At 37.9% G+C, this 18,719-nt stretch carries 23 protein-coding genes, 1 tRNA gene and 1 pseudogene; 4 read left to right on the top strand and 21 right to left on the bottom strand.

Annotated elements, in window-relative coordinates; all coding sequences use genetic code 11:
• Both HMPREF2795_RS10970 and HMPREF2795_RS09210 read right to left on the bottom strand, forming a co-directional pair.
• Positions 1-142, bottom strand: a pseudogene (locus tag HMPREF2795_RS10970) (N-acetylmuramoyl-L-alanine amidase family protein); the annotation flags it as partial.
• 12 nt (positions 143-154) lie between these two features.
• On the bottom strand, positions 155-1,393 hold the full coding sequence (locus HMPREF2795_RS09210; protein WP_000722390.1) for a caspase family protein: 1,239 nt from the start codon (positions 1,391-1,393) through the stop codon (positions 155-157).
• A 92-nt stretch (positions 1,394-1,485) separates the two neighbouring features.
• On the opposite strand from HMPREF2795_RS09210, the gene HMPREF2795_RS09205 reads away from it, so the two are divergent.
• A complete protein-coding gene (locus HMPREF2795_RS09205) occupies positions 1,486-2,340 on the top strand; it encodes a helix-turn-helix domain-containing protein (RefSeq protein WP_000427011.1) in 855 nt (284 codons plus the stop codon).
• 570 nt (positions 2,341-2,910) lie between these two features.
• On the opposite strand, the gene HMPREF2795_RS09195 is transcribed toward HMPREF2795_RS09205, so the two are convergent.
• The 6 genes from HMPREF2795_RS09195 to HMPREF2795_RS09170 form a co-directional block, all read right to left on the bottom strand.
• Positions 2,911-2,982: transfer RNA gene (locus tag HMPREF2795_RS09195), tRNA-Arg, on the bottom strand.
• A 42-nt stretch (positions 2,983-3,024) separates the two neighbouring features.
• A complete protein-coding gene (gene rplS, locus HMPREF2795_RS09190; protein ID WP_001068670.1) occupies positions 3,025-3,372 on the bottom strand; it encodes a 50S ribosomal protein L19 in 348 nt (115 codons plus the stop codon).
• A gap of 118 nt (positions 3,373-3,490) precedes the next feature.
• Positions 3,491-3,820, bottom strand: coding sequence for a fluoride efflux transporter CrcB (gene crcB / locus HMPREF2795_RS09185; protein WP_000236254.1), 330 nt, complete (start codon positions 3,818-3,820; stop codon positions 3,491-3,493).
• A complete protein-coding gene (gene crcB, locus HMPREF2795_RS09180; RefSeq protein ID WP_000712088.1) occupies positions 3,814-4,188 on the bottom strand; it encodes a fluoride efflux transporter CrcB in 375 nt (124 codons plus the stop codon). Before crcB (HMPREF2795_RS09180) ends, crcB (HMPREF2795_RS09185) begins: the two co-directional genes overlap by 7 nt.
• Complete coding sequence (locus HMPREF2795_RS09175; RefSeq protein WP_000362432.1) at positions 4,185-4,451, bottom strand: chorismate mutase; 267 nt, start codon at positions 4,449-4,451, stop codon at positions 4,185-4,187. Before HMPREF2795_RS09175 ends, crcB (HMPREF2795_RS09180) begins: the two co-directional genes overlap by 4 nt.
• 116 nt (positions 4,452-4,567) lie before the next feature.
• Positions 4,568-5,011 carry a flavodoxin gene (locus HMPREF2795_RS09170; RefSeq protein ID WP_001162134.1) on the bottom strand — a complete coding sequence of 148 codons (444 nt, stop codon included), beginning with the start codon at positions 5,009-5,011 and terminating at the stop codon, positions 4,568-4,570.
• Between the two features lie 103 nt (positions 5,012-5,114).
• On the opposite strand from HMPREF2795_RS09170, the gene HMPREF2795_RS09165 reads away from it, so the two are divergent.
• Together HMPREF2795_RS09165 and HMPREF2795_RS09160 are read left to right on the top strand one after the other, a co-directional pair.
• Positions 5,115-6,050, top strand: a complete 936-nt coding sequence (locus tag HMPREF2795_RS09165) for a DHH family phosphoesterase (protein WP_000401747.1) — start codon at positions 5,115-5,117, stop codon at positions 6,048-6,050.
• A 96-nt stretch (positions 6,051-6,146) separates the two neighbouring features.
• Entirely contained in the window at positions 6,147-6,389 is a 243-nt protein-coding gene (locus HMPREF2795_RS09160) for a type B 50S ribosomal protein L31 (protein WP_000710764.1), read from the top strand.
• A gap of 45 nt (positions 6,390-6,434) precedes the next feature.
• Here the strand turns inward: HMPREF2795_RS09160 and HMPREF2795_RS09155 are convergent, their stop codons facing one another.
• The 5 genes from HMPREF2795_RS09155 to HMPREF2795_RS09130 all read right to left on the bottom strand — a co-directional run bounded on the left by HMPREF2795_RS09155 (position 6,435) and on the right by HMPREF2795_RS09130 (position 10,872).
• Positions 6,435-6,755: a heavy metal-binding domain-containing protein gene (locus HMPREF2795_RS09155; protein WP_075228704.1), complete on the bottom strand. Its 321-nt coding sequence runs from the start codon at positions 6,753-6,755 to the stop codon at positions 6,435-6,437.
• Positions 6,756-7,097: 342 nt separating this feature from the next.
• Positions 7,098-7,373, bottom strand: a complete 276-nt coding sequence (locus HMPREF2795_RS09145; RefSeq protein ID WP_001284633.1) for an HU family DNA-binding protein — start codon at positions 7,371-7,373, stop codon at positions 7,098-7,100.
• Positions 7,374-7,479: 106 nt separating this feature from the next.
• Positions 7,480-8,316 (bottom strand): DegV family protein, encoded by an 837-nt coding sequence (locus tag HMPREF2795_RS09140; RefSeq protein WP_000195454.1) that lies wholly within the window; start codon positions 8,314-8,316, stop codon positions 7,480-7,482.
• A gap of 170 nt (positions 8,317-8,486) precedes the next feature.
• Entirely contained in the window at positions 8,487-9,719 is a 1,233-nt protein-coding gene (locus HMPREF2795_RS09135) for a tetratricopeptide repeat protein (RefSeq protein ID WP_000071915.1), read from the bottom strand.
• Positions 9,709-10,872, bottom strand: coding sequence for an AI-2E family transporter (locus HMPREF2795_RS09130; protein WP_000435438.1), 1,164 nt, complete (start codon positions 10,870-10,872; stop codon positions 9,709-9,711). The genes HMPREF2795_RS09135 and HMPREF2795_RS09130 overlap by 11 nt, the downstream gene beginning before the upstream one ends.
• Positions 10,873-11,080: 208 nt before the next feature.
• Between HMPREF2795_RS09130 and HMPREF2795_RS09125 the strand changes: the two genes are divergently transcribed.
• On the top strand, positions 11,081-12,088 hold the full coding sequence (locus HMPREF2795_RS09125) for a lactonase family protein (protein WP_075228703.1): 1,008 nt from the start codon (positions 11,081-11,083) through the stop codon (positions 12,086-12,088).
• 189 nt (positions 12,089-12,277) lie between these two features.
• Here the strand turns inward: HMPREF2795_RS09125 and HMPREF2795_RS09120 are convergent, their stop codons facing one another.
• From HMPREF2795_RS09120 to HMPREF2795_RS09085, 8 genes are all read right to left on the bottom strand, one after another.
• Complete coding sequence (locus tag HMPREF2795_RS09120) at positions 12,278-12,697, bottom strand: F0F1 ATP synthase subunit epsilon (RefSeq protein ID WP_049503620.1); 420 nt, start codon at positions 12,695-12,697, stop codon at positions 12,278-12,280.
• A 10-nt stretch (positions 12,698-12,707) separates the two neighbouring features.
• Positions 12,708-14,114, bottom strand: a complete 1,407-nt coding sequence (gene atpD, locus HMPREF2795_RS09115) for a F0F1 ATP synthase subunit beta (RefSeq protein WP_000094353.1) — start codon at positions 14,112-14,114, stop codon at positions 12,708-12,710.
• Positions 14,115-14,195: 81 nt separating this feature from the next.
• Complete coding sequence (locus HMPREF2795_RS09110; RefSeq protein WP_075228702.1) at positions 14,196-15,074, bottom strand: F0F1 ATP synthase subunit gamma; 879 nt, start codon at positions 15,072-15,074, stop codon at positions 14,196-14,198.
• 15 nt (positions 15,075-15,089) lie between these two features.
• The gene (atpA, locus tag HMPREF2795_RS09105) at positions 15,090-16,595 is read right to left on the bottom strand and encodes a F0F1 ATP synthase subunit alpha (RefSeq protein WP_000996628.1); all 1,506 of its coding nucleotides are present in this window, start codon (positions 16,593-16,595) and stop codon (positions 15,090-15,092) included.
• Between the two features lie 14 nt (positions 16,596-16,609).
• Positions 16,610-17,146 (bottom strand): F0F1 ATP synthase subunit delta, encoded by a 537-nt coding sequence (locus tag HMPREF2795_RS09100; protein ID WP_060955847.1) that lies wholly within the window; start codon positions 17,144-17,146, stop codon positions 16,610-16,612.
• Positions 17,146-17,640: a F0F1 ATP synthase subunit B gene (atpF, locus tag HMPREF2795_RS09095; RefSeq protein WP_070461027.1), complete on the bottom strand. Its 495-nt coding sequence runs from the start codon at positions 17,638-17,640 to the stop codon at positions 17,146-17,148. The genes HMPREF2795_RS09100 and atpF overlap by 1 nt, the downstream gene beginning before the upstream one ends.
• Positions 17,641-17,658: 18 nt before the next feature.
• Positions 17,659-18,375, bottom strand: coding sequence for a F0F1 ATP synthase subunit A (gene atpB, locus HMPREF2795_RS09090; protein ID WP_075228701.1), 717 nt, complete (start codon positions 18,373-18,375; stop codon positions 17,659-17,661).
• 32 nt (positions 18,376-18,407) lie between these two features.
• Positions 18,408-18,608, bottom strand: a complete 201-nt coding sequence (locus tag HMPREF2795_RS09085) for a F0F1 ATP synthase subunit C (RefSeq protein ID WP_001054551.1) — start codon at positions 18,606-18,608, stop codon at positions 18,408-18,410.
• Positions 18,609-18,719 lie beyond the last annotated feature (111 nt).

Raw genomic sequence — 18,719 nt, 5'->3', positions numbered from 1 at the left:
TTTTGCCATCTTGATATTGAACACCACCCTTAATACGCCATACCTCTTGTAGTTCAAAAGCTTTGGCAGATTGAGGGAGAGCCAGCATAGCTAAACCTGCTAAAGACAAACTAAATAGTGTGATTTTTTGTGATATTTTCATTTTATGAACTCCTTATTTTTTGAATAAAACAAATTGACTGTTTTCTGGATAAACTGATACATGTTGCTCTTCGTGAATTTGTGATGCAGCTTGAAGGACTAGAGGATAAGAGTATTGATACAGTTCCTCTAAAGTGATTTTTCCGTTAGTATTCGTGTCTGCCATAGGCGAAATAATTCTATTTTGAAGTGGATCCCAACCTGTACCCATTGCCCAGTATCTGGTGGCAAGACTACCTACTCCGACTAAACTATACGATTCTTCACCCATACAAGAGGCACATAGTACGAGGAATTTAGTATCAAGCATTTCGCCATTCTTGCTTGCTATATCTCCTGTTGAAAATCCTGCCAAAAATGCTTGTTCATCAAATCTTTTTTCAGACTTGGAGGCAACCTTTTTGTTTGGCTTATCTGCATCTATAATTGTTCCTGAATAGCAACAATCCAACATAACAACAAACTTACCTTTGTATTGTTTTAGTATAGATGCCAATTCCCAACCTGAAAATGATGTTTTACCGCTACCAATGGATATCGTCCCATCTTCTCCTCCATGACAGGTAAAGTAAAGATAGTTCACATCACTTTCGCGAGAAGATTCAAACAGTTCTTGCATTTTTGCAATAATCTCGGACTTGGTTCTATCTGGAAAACGAACAACTTCACTAAAGTTTTGGTTACTAAATACCTTTTCCATAGCATTAACATCTTCGATAGGTACTGCTCTCGTTGATGTTTCACCAAGAACTAAAGCCCGACGATTGATATTTTGATTTTCCCCACTATTAGCAAAGAAATAGGTATCATCTCCGATATTGTGCCAACCAACTTGCATATCACCACTACTAGATAAGTAATATTGTTTACCTTCGATAGTCTGTAGACCTGTTTGCATGACACCACTAGTATTTAAATAATACCAGCTACCAGAAACCCAACACCATCCAGTTTTCATAGCACCACTATCATCTAGATAATACCAGTTTCCAGATTCATTAATCCAGTCTGTCTTCATCCAACCTTCACTATCAAAATAGTACCAGGTGCCACCTATTTTTTCCCATCCATTTTTAGTATATGAACCATCAGAATGCTTATACCACCAACGGCTATCAGATTTTATCCAATTTCCACTTGACTTACTATAAGTCGTTTGAGAGGAGGATTCTTGAGCAGAAACTTGATTATTTGCTGGCAAGGAGGCTGCTAAGCTTAGTAAAGCAACTGTTGACAATAAAATTTTTTTCATAATATTATTGTCCTTTCATTTTTAATTTTGTATAATAATATCAAAAATGAAAAAAAGTGTTTTATTTTTTGCAAAAATGGAAGAGGATGAATATGGAAAATTTTGGAGCAGTTTTAAAGGATATTCGTATTTCAAAAAACTTTCGTCTTAAAGATTTATCATGTAATGAAATTAGTGAATCAACTATTTCTCGTTTCGAAAATGGTGTTACAAAATTATCCATTAACCATTTTTATATTCTGTTAAATCGTCTTGGAATATCATTTTCAGAATTTGAAGAATTGGTTCATTGTTATTATTCCAAAAAAGAATGTCTTTTTGATGAATTAGAACATGCTGTAGAGTCTTCAGATATATTTTTACTTCAAGAATTAGTGGAGAAAATAGAGTTAAAAGAAAAGCATGAAAAAAGCATATGCAATTATCACATAAAATTGATTGCTGAGCAACAGATCAACCGTCTTGCAAGCCTTCCTTATAATTCATCTAAATGCAATGAATTAATAAAATATCTTCTTTCTGTAGATACTTGGATGGAGTATGAACTTAAGATTTTCTATAATTCGGTGTTTTTTATGAATACAAAGACCATAAGCTTACTATATAGAATAGTAATCAAGAAAACACGACATTTTTTAAAAACGGATACCGGAACACATAAAGTAATTCCTCTATATTTATTTAACTTAGAAATGTTATTAAAAAATAATTTGTTAGATAGCGCTCAATTTTTTATAGATGATTTAGAAAATTTACTTACTAGACAAAGATATTATTTTGAAAAGAATTATTTGCTCTTTCTAAGAGGTATTTATCTTATAAAAACTAATCAAATAGAGTTAGGTAAAAAAGAATGTTCTAAAGCTATGAGAATATTTAAGGAATATAATGATAGTGACACAATAAATAAATTAAACCAGAGATTTAAGCTCGATCTAACAATTTAATTGTTAAATGATATCGTTTAGAGATATAATTCCTAAAAAATTAGACAAATAATTTATCCATAAGATTTGGTTCTGCATTTCAATGAGCTAAGTCTTTTTTTAATACATTTGTCATTATATAGGTTTTTGTTGATTATTTTTTGTTTTTATTCAGAGGAATAGTAACGATTCTTCCCTTTTTTAACGCTCTCTGTTCCATAACGATCAATTCACCTTGTCACATACCTTAGCCAGAAATATCCATACCAAATCTTTTTGAAAGCTGATTAAAGCTTTGTGCTTGTTTTCTTAATTCATAGAACTAAACTTTAACCTCATTTGTCAATTCCATAATAAAAATAAGGACATTCCAATAAAGGAAGTCCTTTTTAACACTACTATAAACAAAGACATTTTCATGATCCATTTTATTCTATAATCATTGACCAAAATATAATTTTTGGTCAAAATTTGGTCAAAATTTGGTCAAAAAAACAAAAAATACTAATTTATTTTTAAAAATGAATTTGTGATGATTGCCTTTAAATAAACACTTTGAATTTTCTTTGTCTTTCTTTACATTACAAAAAATGCCCCCTGCAGGAATCGAACCTGCAACTACTCCTTAGGAGGGAGTTGTTATATCCATTGAACTAAGGGAGCTAGAGAAAAACTCTGCCGAATGAGCAGAGTTTTTTGGTCGAATTAACGACGGATTTCTTTGATACGAGCTGCTTTACCTTGAAGAGCACGCAAATAGTACAATTTCGCACGACGTACTTTACCGTAACGAACAACTTCGATTTTTTCAACACGTGGAGTGTGGATTGGGAAGATACGTTCAACACCTACACCGTTAGAGATTTTACGAACTGTGTAGTTTTCTGAGATGCCAGCACCTTTACGTGCAATAACGACACCTTCAAAGATCTGAACACGTTCACGGTTACCTTCGACAACTTTCGCGTGTACACGAACAGTGTCACCAGGACGGAATGATGGGATATCAGTACGAAGTTGACCTTCTGTCAAGCTTTGGATTAATGGATTCATTTTATTCTCCTATCTTTGTCAATCTTGAGGAAACTTCCTCAGCGGATAAACTGTATTTTTGTGCGTCCATTACACACAAGATACAGTTTACCAAATTTCCTAGAAAAAGTAAAGAAATTTACAGTAAAATTCCTAAAAAAATAGCAAGCAAACCACCTAAGTAGGTCAAGAGAAAATAACTGTAAAAGACCTTCTTATCAGCCAAGAGTTTTTGGAGTTCATCATTCAAGGTTGAAAAAGTGGTTAGACCTCCACAAAATCCTGTGGCAAGGATAAGATAGACTTCTTTAGACTCCACATGATTGTAAAATAAGCCAATCAAAAAACAGCCTAGTAGATTAGCTATGAGAGTTCCTAGTGGCAGTACTGAACCCTGATTATAACGTGAAAGGAAATAACGAACAAGCGCTCCAACGCCACAAGCAAGTGCTAAATACATGATTACCATTTCTTCCTCCCTAAACAATAAGCCAATAAAAGCCCTCCACCAATGCTCAGAACTAGATAAATTATCAGACTTGGATAAGAACCTGTATCCAGCAATTTTACGGCATCTAACACGAGGCTAGAAAAAGTGGTCAAACCGCCACAAAAGCCAGTACCAAGTGCTAAAATCAGACCCTTACTGCTCCCCTTATAAACCAAATAACCTTTGACTAGATAGACTAAACAGAAAATTCCTAGATAGTTGACGACTAGTGTTCCCCATGGAAAAGCTGGACTGGTTGGCAACCATTTGGAAATCAAATAACGGACAAGACCTCCTAGCATGGCAGCTAGAAAGATTCCTAGTGGGTAAAATTGTTCTTTTTTCATTTGATGTTTTTATCCTGATAATCGCGCGAACGTTTGAGAATGTCTGAAAAAGTCTCAACGATTGTCTCTTCGTATTTTTTATTGCTTACGTGATTTCTGACTTTTTCAAAGATAACTTCTTCTCTTTTAATATCTAGAATAGCTTTTCCTGAAGCTTTTTTATAAGCCACTACACCCTCAACTAGATGCATTCTTTCTTCTAAGAGTTTTACAATTTGGTCATCAATTTGATCGATTTCTTGTCTAATAATATCTAAATCCATAGAGTCTCCTTTTATATTTGAATGATTTTAGCAAAAATCTTCTAGATGGAATGGTACATTTTTAGGAACAACTAACAAAAACTGCACTGACAACTTTCATCAGTGCAACTTCATGCTTATCCTACTTTAGCAGCCAATTCTTCTGCAAATTGTTCCAAGCGTTCGATATCTTCTTCTTCTGCAGAGAGATCCACTTTGACGCACTCTGATCCCTTTTCAGCTCCTGTTGCCACAAATACACGATCAAAGTCATCAACAGCTTTACAGAACTCATCGTAGAAAGTATCGCCTGATCCTACCACACCGTAGATCTTGCCACTCAAATTAAGATCTGCTAGGTCTTCGTAGAAGTCCATCATCTCATCTGGTAACTCTCCATCACCATATGTGTAGGTCGCAACGATTGCGATATCTGCTTCAAGAAAGTCAGATGCGTCAACAGTTGTACATTCATCAACATCTACCTCTAAGCCCAACTCACGCAATTTATCTGCTACAATATCTGCAATTTCTTCGGTATTACCGGTCATACTGGCAAATACAATTTTTGCTAATGCCATATCGTCCTCCTCAATTTATCTTCCTCCATTATATCACATCTTTTTCATTTTAAAAATAAAAACTCTTGTGCTACAATGAAATAAGAAAGAATTGAGGTTACTTATGGAAATTTGCCATCAAATTTTAGAAAAAATTAAAGCATACGATACCATTATCATTCACCGTCATATGAAACCAGACCCTGATGCCTTGGGAAGTCAGGTCGGACTAAAGGCTCTCTTGGAACATCACTTCCCAGAAAAGACCATCAAAGTAGTTGGCTATGATGAACCAACACTAACATGGCTTGCAAAGATGGATCAGGTTGCAGATAGTGACTACCACGGTGCTCTTGCAATTATCTGTGATACAGCCAATACAGCTCGTATTGATGATAAGCGTTACCAACAGGCTGAAACTGTTATCAAGATTGATCACCATCCAAATGATGAAGTTTATGGGGACTTGGTCTGGGTAGACACCAACTCTAGTAGTGCTAGTGAGATGATTGCCCTCTTTGCAGAAGAAACAAAGCTTGAGCTTTCGGATTATGCTGCTAAACTATTGTGTGCGGGTATTATTGGTGATACAGGTCGCTTCTTATATCCTTCTACTTCTAGTCGTACTCTTCGTATCGCAAGCCATCTACGCGAACATAATTTTGACTATACAGAATTAACTCGTAAGATGGACACGATTAGTTTCAAAATTGCCAAACTCCAAGGTTATGTCTATGATCACCTAGAAGTTGATGAAAACGGTGTTGCGCGTGTCATTCTGACTCAAGAAATTCTAAAAACATATCAAGTAACAGACGCAGAAACAGCAGCCATTGTTGGTGCTCCAGGTCGTATTGATACTGTTAACCTTTGGGGAATATTTGTGGAACAAGCAGATGGCCACTATCGCGTTCGACTTCGCAGTAAATTCGTTCCAATCAATGGTGTTGCAAAAGAACATGATGGTGGAGGTCACCCACTTGCAAGTGGTGCTAACTCCTATAGCCTAGAGGAAAATGAAGTCATCTACCAAAAATTAAAAAACTTACTGAAAAAATAGATAAAAAGCTTGCCAAACTTAGCATAATCTGTTAGACTAGTATGGTAACAATCTATGGCTCGCAAAGAGACCATGGCAGAAAGGAAATATTGCAAAATGAAAAAAGATATCCATCCAGAATATCGCCCAGTTGTCTTCATGGACACAACTACTGGTTACCAATTCCTTAGCGGTTCAACAAAACGCTCTAACGAAACTGTTGAGTTCGAAGGCGAAACTTACCCATTGATCCGTGTGGAAATTTCATCAGACTCACACCCATTCTACACTGGACGTCAAAAGTTCACTCAAGCAGATGGACGCGTGGATCGTTTCAACAAAAAGTACGGTCTCAAATAATCATAAAAAGAACAGCTCTAGCTGTTCTTTTTTTGTTTCTTCAAATCAGGAATCAACGATTACTGCTGTTCCACTACAAGTGACCATCAGCATACCATTTTCAGCACCTAAAGTTTCATAGTCCATTTTTATACCTATAATAGCATTTGCTCCACGTTCACTTGCACGCTCCATCATTTCTGCTATAGCTTCTTCTCTTGCTTGAGTCAATTCACCTTCATAACTACTCGCTCGACCTCCAAAAACATTACGGAAGCCAGCAGCCATATCTTTGAACATATTAACTCCAGCAACTACTTCACCAAAGACAATTCCTTTGTAGGCTAGGATTTTTTTCCCTTCAATTCCCGTAGTTGAAATAATCATCTTCCTTTCCTCCTAACTTCTTTTATATAATTGTAAACCCTTTCACTAACTCTGTCAAGAAATACTATAAGGGGCTCAATACTTGAAAGGAAACTCTTCTCACCATCCTTGTTTGCTATCCATTTAGTGCCAATTGTACTGATAAATGTTTGAATGTATCCTTTGCGAACCCTAGCTTGGGATATATTTTTCAACCTCACCTATTTTACCAACTTGTTGAATTTTCCTCCAAAATGACAAATAGAGGCTGTTGTACCCTGCCCAAAAAATGCCCCCTATACACAAAAAAAAGCCTATCGACCAAGCTAAAAAGCTTGATACAATAGGCTTTTTCTAAATTCATTATTTAACAGCGTCTTTAAGAGCTTTACCAGCTTTGAATGCTGGAACTTTTGATGCTGCGATAGTGATTTCTTTACCAGTTTGTGGGTTACGACCTTTACGTGCTGCACGCTCACGAACTTCGAAATTACCAAAACCGATCAATTGAACTTTTTCACCAGCTGCAAGGTAATCAGCTACTGCTGCAAATACAGCATCAACTGCTGCTGCTGAGTCTTTCTTTGTCAATTCTGTAGCTTCTGCTACTTTAGCGATCAAATCTTGTTTGTTTGCCATGTTAATAATTCCTCCAAATAATTTCTAATTAACAATTACAATCATATCCTAAATTCTCTTGTAGGTCAAGTCAAAAACGCTATTTCTTGCTATTTTCTTTATTTTTTTAGAGCTCATATCTGATCAAAATAGCCCAAGCATTTTCACCTGTATGGGTCTGAATAATCGACCCTGTTTCTAAGACAGAGATTGGTTTTTCTACGAATGGTTGTAGGATTTCTTTCATCTCTTCTGCCCAATCTCTAGTTCCAGAATAGGAAATACCAATTTCGGCAACAGAACGTTCTGACAATTTTGAAACTAGTTCATCCAACCATTTCTTAAAGGTCTTAGCTCCACGTCCTTTAACAATTGGTTGCAATTCGTCATCCTTCATCTCCATAACTACACGGATATTTAATAGAGAGCTTAGAAGACCTGTCACACGGCCAATACGTCCACCTTTAACAAGATTTTCCAAGGTAGAAACACCGATGTAGAGTTCTGTGTTCTTCTTCACCTCTTCAACATGAGCCACAATTGTTTCTATGTCTTGCCCTTCTTGAGCCAATTTAGCTGCTTCAACCACTTGAAATTTCAGGGCTTGGTCTGTAAAAGAACTATCTACTACAGTTACTTTAGCAGTCGATAGGCTGGCACCCTGACGAGCTGCTTCGACAGTTCCTGATAAGGCATGAGACATATGAATAGCTAAAATTTGACTACCGTCTTTACTCAACTCATCAAAGATTTCAGCAAAGAGTCCAACAGGAGGTTGACTTGTTTTAGGCAGATTTTTACTCCCTTGCATCAAGCGAAGAAATTCCCCTTCTTCAAGATCAGCATCCGAATAAAGAACACTATCAATCATTACAGAGAGCGGAACGACGGTAATATTTAATTCTTTGACCACTTCTGGTTCAATGGTAACAGAAGAATCTGTTACGATTTTTACTTGTGTCATAATTCAAATCTTTCTATGTTTCACTTTTTAAGTGAATTTTTCAATTTAACTATAACAATTATATCAAAAAATAACTAAAAATTCATACTGTATCTATTCATTTTTATGTTGGAATTTATAAATTTTTAATTATATAAAAATAGTCGCCTGCTAAGACGACTATTTTAGTATCATAATAAACGTTCATACAAATCTTGCATCTGTATGTCATCGGGAACCAACTTGAGATAGTGTTGAATCTGCTCTTTTGCTTCTTCAAATTTTCCAAGCTCGCGTAGTAGATGAATGTATTGTTCTAAAAACTCTGGGTTTTCCTTGAGTTCTGGAACCAACACCTGATAAGATTCATAGGCAGAATCCAAATCTTCAGTTTCTTGGTAACTCCGTGCAATCATCCACTTAGTTAAGAGATTTTCTGGCTCATAAACTTCTAGGTCTAAAATATCCTCATACCGTTCTTGCTCCTGATACAGGGTTGCTAGTCGCAAGAGGATTTCCTCTTGGTCCTCTGCATCTTCTTGAGCTTGAAGAAGATAAGATTCCGCCTGCTCAGGTTGATGCAATTCGTAAGATAATTGTGAAGCCAGGAGTAGCAAACGTGTTTCGAAAGGATTTTTTTCCAAACCTTGTTGAGCTATCTGTAAAGCTTGCTCAGTTTGATGTTCCTTATGTAGAGCCTGGCTATAGCCATATTCATAACCTTCAAAATCTGGAGAAATAGTATCTAACTGTTTAAAATATAAAACTGCCTTTTGATATTCCTCTTGGTCAAAGTAGAGACTCGCTAATTCAAAAGCAGTTTGATCTTCATACTCTAACTCTAAAGCTTTTTCTAAAAACTCTATGGCTGATTCAAACTTTCCAAGTCGAGCATAGGCAGTTCCAATCCGCTGATAAGTCGAAATCCCTGTCTGCTCATATATGTCACGGTTATCCAGTTGAGCATAGCCTTTAATCGCTTCTAAATCGTTTCCTAGTTCACTATCTAGCTCTGCTAACCCGAACGTCAGTAGCGGATCATCAGAGTAATGAAGAGCTTCTAAGAGCTTCTCTCGAGCGACATCCGTCAAGCCTTCCATTTGATAGAAATCAGCCTTTAAAACAAGCGCAGATACATAAGAATCGCTATTGGGTTGAATTTCTTCTAGATAGGCAAACGCTTCTTCAATTTGTCCGTCTTCGCTTGCGATACTAGCTAGATTGAGATTTACTTCTGGAAATATTGGAGCTAGTTTTTCATAGATTTGACGAGCTTGTGGATAAAAACCAATACCTTCTAGATAATAAGCCAGTTCCAGAAGAAGATCATCCGAGTCTTCTACCAATGCTTTTTGAAAATAATGATCAGCTCTTATTAAATCTTGCTGATCCAAAGCTTCAAGCATTTCTTGACTATTGCTCACCTTCGACCTCCTCTTCTAACTCATACAGACCACTAACTTTTTTATACCATTCAAAAATCGCTGAAATAACAACTTTTGCTGAAGCATAAACAGGAATTCCTAATAGGACTCCCCAAACACCAAACATAGAACCAGAAGTCAACAGAACAAATAGAATCGTGATTGGATGAATATTGAGTTGACTACCTAAAATCAATGGAGATACAAATCGACCTTCAATTGTCTGCTCTACGATAAAAACAATAATAACTTTCAAGAGCATAACTGGTCCAGCAATTAAGCCTAGTACCAGAGCTGGTATCATGGCAAGGAAACTTCCAAGATAAGGGATAAGATTTAAAACCCCAGCAGTAATACCAAGGGTCACCGCATATCTCAAACCAATAATTTTAAAGAAGATGATAAACATAATCGCCACGATAACAGCAACAGTAATTTGTCCTCTAACGTAGTTAGCTAGTTGTTGGTTTACTTCTGATAGAACCTTACCTACTGGTTCTCTCAATTTATTTGGTAAGAATTGAGTGACATGATCTCTTAAACCTTTTCCGTCTCTAAGGAGATAAAAGAGCATAAACGGCATAATAATTAGAGCGACAATGACTTGTGACGTTCCACTAATAAGAGCACTAACCCAGTTCACAGCTTTTGAAGAAATATTACTTGCCCAAGCAGTTGCTTGTGTTGAGAATTGAGCTAGAACCTGTTCCAGTTGAGGTCTAAAGTCATCTGGTAGACGTTTGGTTACAAGATCATCAATAACTCTGTCAGCATCTTCGAGATAATTTGGTACATTTTGCGCAAAAATAACCACTTGACGTTGAAGATTTGGAATCGCAACGGCCAGACCAATAATCAAGAGTATGCCAATAATGACAAAGATAATACTAATGGATAAGACACGATTTATCTTGTACTTCTCCATCAAATCTACCAGTGGATTTAACAAATAAAAAAGCAATCCTGATAAAATAACAGGCAACATGACCACTGATAAAAAATCAACGACAGGGATAAATAAAAAACTAATCTTACTTAAAATAAAAATATTCAGACCTAGTAATAAGGTTACCAAAAAAACTGTAACAGCCTTATTATCTAAAAACCATTTAAAAAACCAGGATAAATTAAAATGTTTCTCTTTTTGTTCCATATCTACTTCCTTTCCTTTGTCTTTTCATTATACCATTTTTACAAGGAATAAACTGTTTTAAAAGTGTGGAGTAACGATTGAAAACTATAAAAAATCCATCTTGTATTTTACTGATTTCATACTTAGAAGTTTCATACTTTTTTATCTATTTTCTTCAGGTCTCCTAATTTATGATATAATAGAAACATCTTTATTTAGAGGTATAGATATGATTGAAACAATTTATTTTGGAACCTACACACGTCGTTTATCCCAAGGGATTTATCAAGCTGATTTTGATACAGAAACTGGGCAATTATCCAATCTTAAACTCTTTGCTGCTGAACCAAGTCCTACCTATCTTGCATTTGATCAAGAAAATCACCTCTACACTGTCGGTAGCAAAGAGGGACAAGGGGGAATTGCTGCCTATCAAACTGATGGTACTTTACTAAACCATGTTGTAGCTGAAGGTGCACCTCACTGTTATGTGGCTGTCGATGAGAAACGTGGTCTAGTATATGGTGCTAACTATCACAAGGGACAAGTTCTGGTTTATAAACGTAAAGAAGATGGCAGTCTTGAATTAACTGACGTTGTTCAACATAGCGGTCATGGTCCTCATGAAAATCAAGCTTCTCCACATGTACACTTTACAGATTTAACCCCAGACCAATATTTAGTCACATGTGACTTAGGTACTGATGAAGTTACTACCTATGATGTTAATCCAGAAGGTAAGCTAAATAAGCTAGCTACCTACAACTGCAGTCCTGGTGCAGGGGCACGTCACCTTGTTTTTCATAATCACTACAAAATTGCTTATCTCATCTGTGAGCTCAATAGTACGATTGAAGTATTGATTTATGATGGCGTCGGTGCATTTGAAAAAATGCAAGTTGTTTCCACACTCCCAGATGGATTTAATGACTTTAATGGAACTGCAGCTATTCGTCTTTCAAAAGACGGAAAATATCTGTATGCATCAAACCGTGGTCATGATTCTATTGTAGTTTACACTATTCTAGCTGATGGTAGTTTAGAGTTGTTAGAATTCGTTCCTACAAACGGGAAAACTCCTCGAGACTTTATTCTCTCACCAGATCAAGAATTTCTCATCGCCGTTCATCAGGATTCTGATAATGCAACAGTCTTTAAACGCAATCCAGAAACTGGTCGTCTTGCAGAACTTTCCAATGACTTTCACGTACCTGAAGCGGTTTGCGTCACTTTTTAAACATAGAAAAATGGCGGTGGGACAGAAATCGATAGACAAAATCTCGATTTCGTAGTCCCAGCCCCGCGAGGATGATTAGGAGCTTTTTGGAGTCTAAAAGACGAACAAAAAGTTCAATCAGCTACCGCGTCAAAGTTTGGTTGCTAATAAAAAGTGAGGTCGGGATCTTTTTGTCCCAACCTCATTTTTTTATAGTTTATTTCCGACATTGATTCGGTTAATAGCACGTTGTAATGCAATTTTAGCACGACGCTCTTGGTCAATCAAGTGTTTGTCTTGTGCTTCTTCAATTTCACGTTCTGCACGAAGTTTGGCACGTTCTGCACGGCTAATATCGATATCACGAGCACGCTCAGCTGAGTCTGCAATGATAGTAATCACATCATTTGCAATCTCGATGATTCCTCCATTTACTGCTATCCAGTTGACATGAGAATCATCATCAATACGTTTGACTTTAACTTCATCAACTGCTAATACCGCAATCATATTTTGATGTCGTGGCAAGATCCCCATCTCACCATCCAGAGTTCGAACTGATACAAAGCTGGCATGGTGATCATAGACGAGGCCATCTGGTGTCACGATCTGGACAGTTAACTGAGCCATAGATCACCTCTTAAAATCCCATTTTTTCAGCCTTAGCAATAACATCTTCGATTGAACCTACTCCACGGAAGGCATCTTCTGGGAGATGATCGTGTTTTCCATCAAGAATTTCCTTAAACCCACGAACTGTTTCCGCTACTGGAACATAAGAACCTGGTTGACCAGTGAATTGTTCCGCAACGTTGAAGTTTTGTGAAAGGAAGAACTGAATACGACGGGCACGAGCAACCAAAGTTTTTTCTTCATCAGAAAGTTCATCCATACCAAGGATCGCAATGATATCTTGCAACTCATGGTAACGTTGAAGAACACGTTTAACTTCAGCAGCAACTGCGTAGTGTTCTTCTCCAACGATTTCAGGCGCTAAAGCACGAGAGCTCGAAGCAAGTGGATCAACGGCTGGGTAGATACCCAATTGAACCAATTTACGTTCCAAGTTGGTTGTAGAATCCAAGTGAGCGAAGGCTGTTGCTGGCGCTGGGTCAGTATAGTCATCCGCTGGCACGTAGATAGCCTGGATAGAGGTTACAGAACCTTTCTTAGTTGAAGTGATACGTTCTTGCAATTGACCCATTTCTGTTGCGAGGGTTGGTTGGTAACCAACGGCTGATGGCATACGACCCAAAAGGGCAGATACTTCTGAACCAGCCTGAGTGAAACGGAAAATGTTGTCAATGAAGAGAAGAACGTCTTGACCTTCTACATCACGGAAGTATTCAGCGATTGTCAAACCAGTAAGGGCAACACGCATACGTGCTCCTGGTGGCTCATTCATCTGACCAAATACCATGGCTGTTTTCTCGATAACGCCTGATTCCTTCATTTCCCAATATAAGTCGTTCCCTTCACGAGTACGTTCCCCAACACCAGTAAATACTGAAATACCACCGTGTTCTTGGGCAATGTTGTGAATCAACTCTTGAATCAAGACAGTCTTACCAACTCCGGCACCACCGAAGAGCCCGACCTTACCACCTTTAAGATATGGGGCAAGAAGGTCGATAACCTTAATCCCTGTTTCTAAAATTTCTGAAGAGGTAGACAACTCATCAAAAGTAGGTGCTTTTTTATGAATTGGCTGACGCTCTGCATCTTCTCCAAAAGGAGCTTCCAAGTCAATAGTGTCTCCCAAAACGTTGAAGACACGTCCCAAGGTTTCTTTACCTACTGGTACAGAGATCGGACGACCTGTGTCCAATACTTCCATTCCACGAGTCAAACCATCTGTTGATTCCATGGCGATAGTACGAATCATACCATCCCCCAACTCTAAGGCTACTTCAAGGACGATTTTTGTTTTCTTTTCGTCATTTTTGTAGACGACAAGTGCATTGTTAATCTCAGGTAGTTTTTCTCCAGCTGCAAACAAAACGTCTACAACGGGTCCGATAACCTGAGCAATTTTACCTGAACTCATCTCCTTCTCCTATTCTATATAAGATACTATCGGTTCCTAGAATGACTAGGTCCTAAGTTCATTGATGTGAGCAGGATGGCTTTATTCTAAAGCACTAGCTCCTGCCACAATTTCTGTGATTTCTTGTGTAATCGCCGCCTGTCTGGCACGGTTATACTGAATTGTCAAATCATTAATCACTTTTTTGGCATTATCTGTCGCTGTTTGCATGGCTGTCATACCAGCAGCATTTTCAGCTGTCTTGGCATCAATAATAGCACCATAAATCATACTTTCTGCAAACTGTGGCAGCAATTGATCCAAGATTTCTTCACGACTTGTTTCAAGGTCAAAAGTCAAGCTATAGTTATCATCTGCTTCATTTGGATCCAAGTCCACGATTGGAAGCATCTGTTCTACACGCATTTGACTTGTCAATGTATTCACGTGGTGGTTATAGCAAACGTAGAGCTCATCAAAAAGTTCATTTTGATACATTTCAATCGTTTTAGAGATAATCTTATGAACTTCATCAAAGCTTGGTTGACTTGCAAGTCCACGCAATTCATAGATTGGTTGAATACCGCGTGATTTGAAGAAATCTGCTCCCATACCACCGATACAGATAACTTCAAAATCATCACCTGATGGATGGTATTCCTTCTGAATTTCCATGACGGCCTTCAAGATTGAAGAGTTATAGCCACCGACTAGACCTCGGTCAGAAGTAATGACGATATAGCCTGTTTTTTTGACCGGGCGGCTAATCAACATTGGATTTGTTGATCCGCCAGCACCATCTCCGTGAAGGATATCTGTAACCAACTTACGCACTTTTTGTGCATAAACTTGGAAGTTACGAGCTGCTTCTTCAGAACGACCTAACTTAGCTGCAGAAACCATCTGCATCGCGTTAGTGATTTGACTAGTATTTTTTGTTGAGGCGATTTTTGTTTTAATATCATTTAGAGATACTGCCATCTGACACCTCTATTCTTATTGGAAGCTTGATTGATTGAGAAACTCAGTAATCGCAGCATCCAAGACTGCTTCATCTGGCAAGTCTTTTGTTTCACGAATGGTTTCCAAAATCTCAGGATGTTGAGCATCAAAGAACATATGGAACTCTTCTTCGAAACGAACGATATCGTCTACAGGAATTGTATCCAAGAAACCATGGGTCAAAGCATAGAGAATAGTAACTTGTTTCTCAACAGGTAATGGTTTGTGAACTGGTTGTTTCAATACTTCTACAGTACGACGACCACGGTTCAATTTAGCCTGAGTAGCTGCATCCAAGTCAGAACCAAATTTAGTGAAGGCTTCCAACTCACGGTATGAAGCAAGATCGATACGAAGGGTACCAGCAACTTTCTTCATGGCCTTAATCTGAGCAGAACCACCAACACGAGATACAGAAGAACCCGCATCAATAGCCGGACGGATACCAGCATTAAAGAGTCCATCGCCAAGGAAGATTTGTCCATCCGTAATAGAGATTACGTTTGTAGCGATATAGGCTGAGATATCTCCTGCTTGTGTCTCGATAAATGGAAGAGCTGTAATAGAGCCACCACCTAGTTCATCAGAAACTTTAGCAGAACGCTCAAGTAGACGACTGTGAAGGTAGAAGACATCCCCTGGGAAGGCTTCACGACCTGGTGGACGACGGAGCAAGAGAGAAAGTTCACGATAAGCTACCGCTTGTTTAGATAAGTCATCATAAACGATCAACACATGCTTCCCTTGGTACATAAATTCTTCCGCCATGGCAACCCCAGCATAAGGAGCTAGGAAGAGCAATGGAGATGGTTGTGAAGCTGAAGCTGTCACAACGATTGTGTAATCCAAAGCTCCGTACTGGCGAAGTGTTTCTACTTGTGTACGAACTGTTGATTCTTTTTGACCAATCGCTACATATATACAAATCATATCTTGACCTTTTTGGTTCAAGATAGCATCAATAGCGATGGTTGTTTTCCCTGTTTGACGGTCACCGATAATCAACTCACGTTGACCACGTCCGATTGGAACAAGGGCATCAATAGCTTTCAAACCAGTTTGCAATGGTTCCGATACTGATTTACGTTGCATTACCCCAGGTGCTGGTGCTTCAACTGGACGAGTCTTGTTTGTGTCGATTGGACCAAGCCCATCTACTGGGCGACCAAGTGGATCCACGACACGTCCAATCAAGCTATCACCAACTGGAACTTCCATGATTTTTCCTGTACGACGAATGGTGTCGCCTTCGCGGATATCTGTAAAGTCTCCAAGGATAATAATACCGACATCTGTTGATTCCAAGTTTTGCGCCATACCATAAGAGCCATTTTCAAAAATCAACAACTCTCCACTCATGGCATTTTCAAGGCCATGAGCACGCGCAATTCCGTCACCGATGTAGGTTACAACACCAGTTTCAGTCACATCAAAATTGGGTTTGAAATTTTCAATTTGTTGCTTAATTAAAGCGCTGATTTCTTGTGCGTTAATTGCCAAAAGAACACCACTTTCTATTTCAAATTTTCCTTAACAACTTTAAGTTGTTGTTTAATACTAACATTAATTGTCTTGTGATTGGCGATAATGACAAAACCACCGATTAAACTATCGTCGATTTCTTCTTTAATGCTACGCACTTTTAAAGACATCTTTTTCTCTATAATAGGAAGTAGACGTTCTTTCTGTTCATCGGTTAGAGGATGAGCAGACATAATCGTTACTTCAAAACGATTCGTTTCTTTCTCAAGACGGTTTAAACAATCTACAATCACATCATAAAAAAGATTTGATCGATGATTGTACAACAGAACTTGAATGAAGTTTTGTAATAATGGCGATGCAGAGTCTTGGAAATAACTGACTGTTTTTTCCTTGTCAGACTCATCAACATCTACCTGAGTCAAAAAAGAAGGCAAGTCTGTTTCTTCAGCGACTTGCTTAATTTGAGTCAAGTCTGAAAAGATACGGTCTTCTTCTCCTTTTTCAATCACCAATTGGACAAAAGGCATGCTGTATTTTTCAATTACCTTTACTGTCTTTTTGTCCATTAAGCTTCTCCTAGCTGATCGATATACTGATCAATGAGTTCTTTATGGGCATGACCGTCAAGGTTTTGTGAGATGATTTTTCCAGCTAAACTAACTGTCAAATCTGCTACCTCACCTTTAACGCTTTGTAAAGCCTCAGCTTTGTTTTGCGCAATTTCTTGGTTGGCTTTTTCTTTTAAGCGGCCTGCTTCAAGTTTAGCTTCGGCTAAAATATCGGCTCTACTTTTCTCTGCAGTTTCCTTTGCATTCTCGATAATCGTTTTAGCTTCGGTACGGCTACCGGCTAACTCAGCTTCACGTTTGTTAGCCAGTTCCTCAGCCTTTTTACGGGCTTCCTCGGCACCATCAATATCTGAAGAAATCTTTTCAGCACGTTCATCTAAGATGCTGGAAATATTTCCCCAAGCATATTTTTTCACTAAAAAGATCAATAAAAGGAAGGAACCAGCGATAAGAATAAAGTCACCGATAATGGTACTAATAGTTAAATCCATCTTCTAATCCTCCTCTACTTACTCTTCCCCTTCATTTATTTTTTTACCAATGTACATAGATGACAACATGGTAAATACATAAGCCTGGATACATGAAATGAAAATTGAGAAGGCTGTCCATAACATGTTTGCGATAAAGGCAAAAGGATACCAATACAAAGCATTTTGTGACAAGGCTAATAGCAATCCAGCTAAGACCTCACCGGCAAAAATATTTCCGTAGATCCGAATCGCCAAGGAAGCAAAATTGGTGAACTCTTCTAAAATGTTCATCGGAGTCATGAAGCCAGGTGTAACAAATGCACTCAAATATTCTTTAACACCTCTACGACGAACTCCTTCTACATGGGCGATCAAAGTGATCAATAATGAGAGGGATAAATCGTATCCAAGGTTGGCTGTTGGGGAAGTCCACAAGTTATAACCGTTTGTTGTTTGTACTTTTGCCATTAAGCCGATATTATTGGCAACTAAGATAAACAGAAATAGAGAAAACAGAAACAAGGAATAATCCTTGATGTATGATTCTCCAATGTTTGGTTTGGTAAAACCAATCACAAAGTCATAAATCATCTCAAGAGCATTTTGTTTACCCTTTGGACGGATGGTCATTTTACGACTTGCCCAGTAGACAAAGGCAAAAACCATCAAAACAGTTACAAGAGACATGGCAAGCAGGGTCAAATCAAAGGATATTGGTCCAATATTAACGGTTGGATTCAAACTTTCTTCCATGGTTTGACACCTCCATTTCTAAATAGAGTTGTCTATTTAATGACAAATGACATCGCCAAGGTTACAAAGAATGTTCCTTCGATAAAGGCAATCCCCATGATCATCAAACTACGCAATTGTGGGATGATATCTGGTTGGCGTGCTGCAGACTTGAACAAACCGTTCATCAAAAATCCTTCTGCAAGAGATACACCCATACAGGCAAGACATAGACCGAAAAATGTTAAATTCATGACGAATTCTCCTTTTTAAATTAAATTTACTTCCCTAGTTTAGTCCTAAAATTTGCTTTTGTCAACTTTTTACTAGCATTGAAAGCGTTTCTAATCATTTATTTCTATTTT

The organism is Streptococcus sp. HMSC056C01, from assembly GCF_001811305.1.
GTDB lineage: Bacteria > Bacillota > Bacilli > Lactobacillales > Streptococcaceae > Streptococcus.
This window is presented reverse-complemented; position numbering and strand designations above follow the sequence as displayed.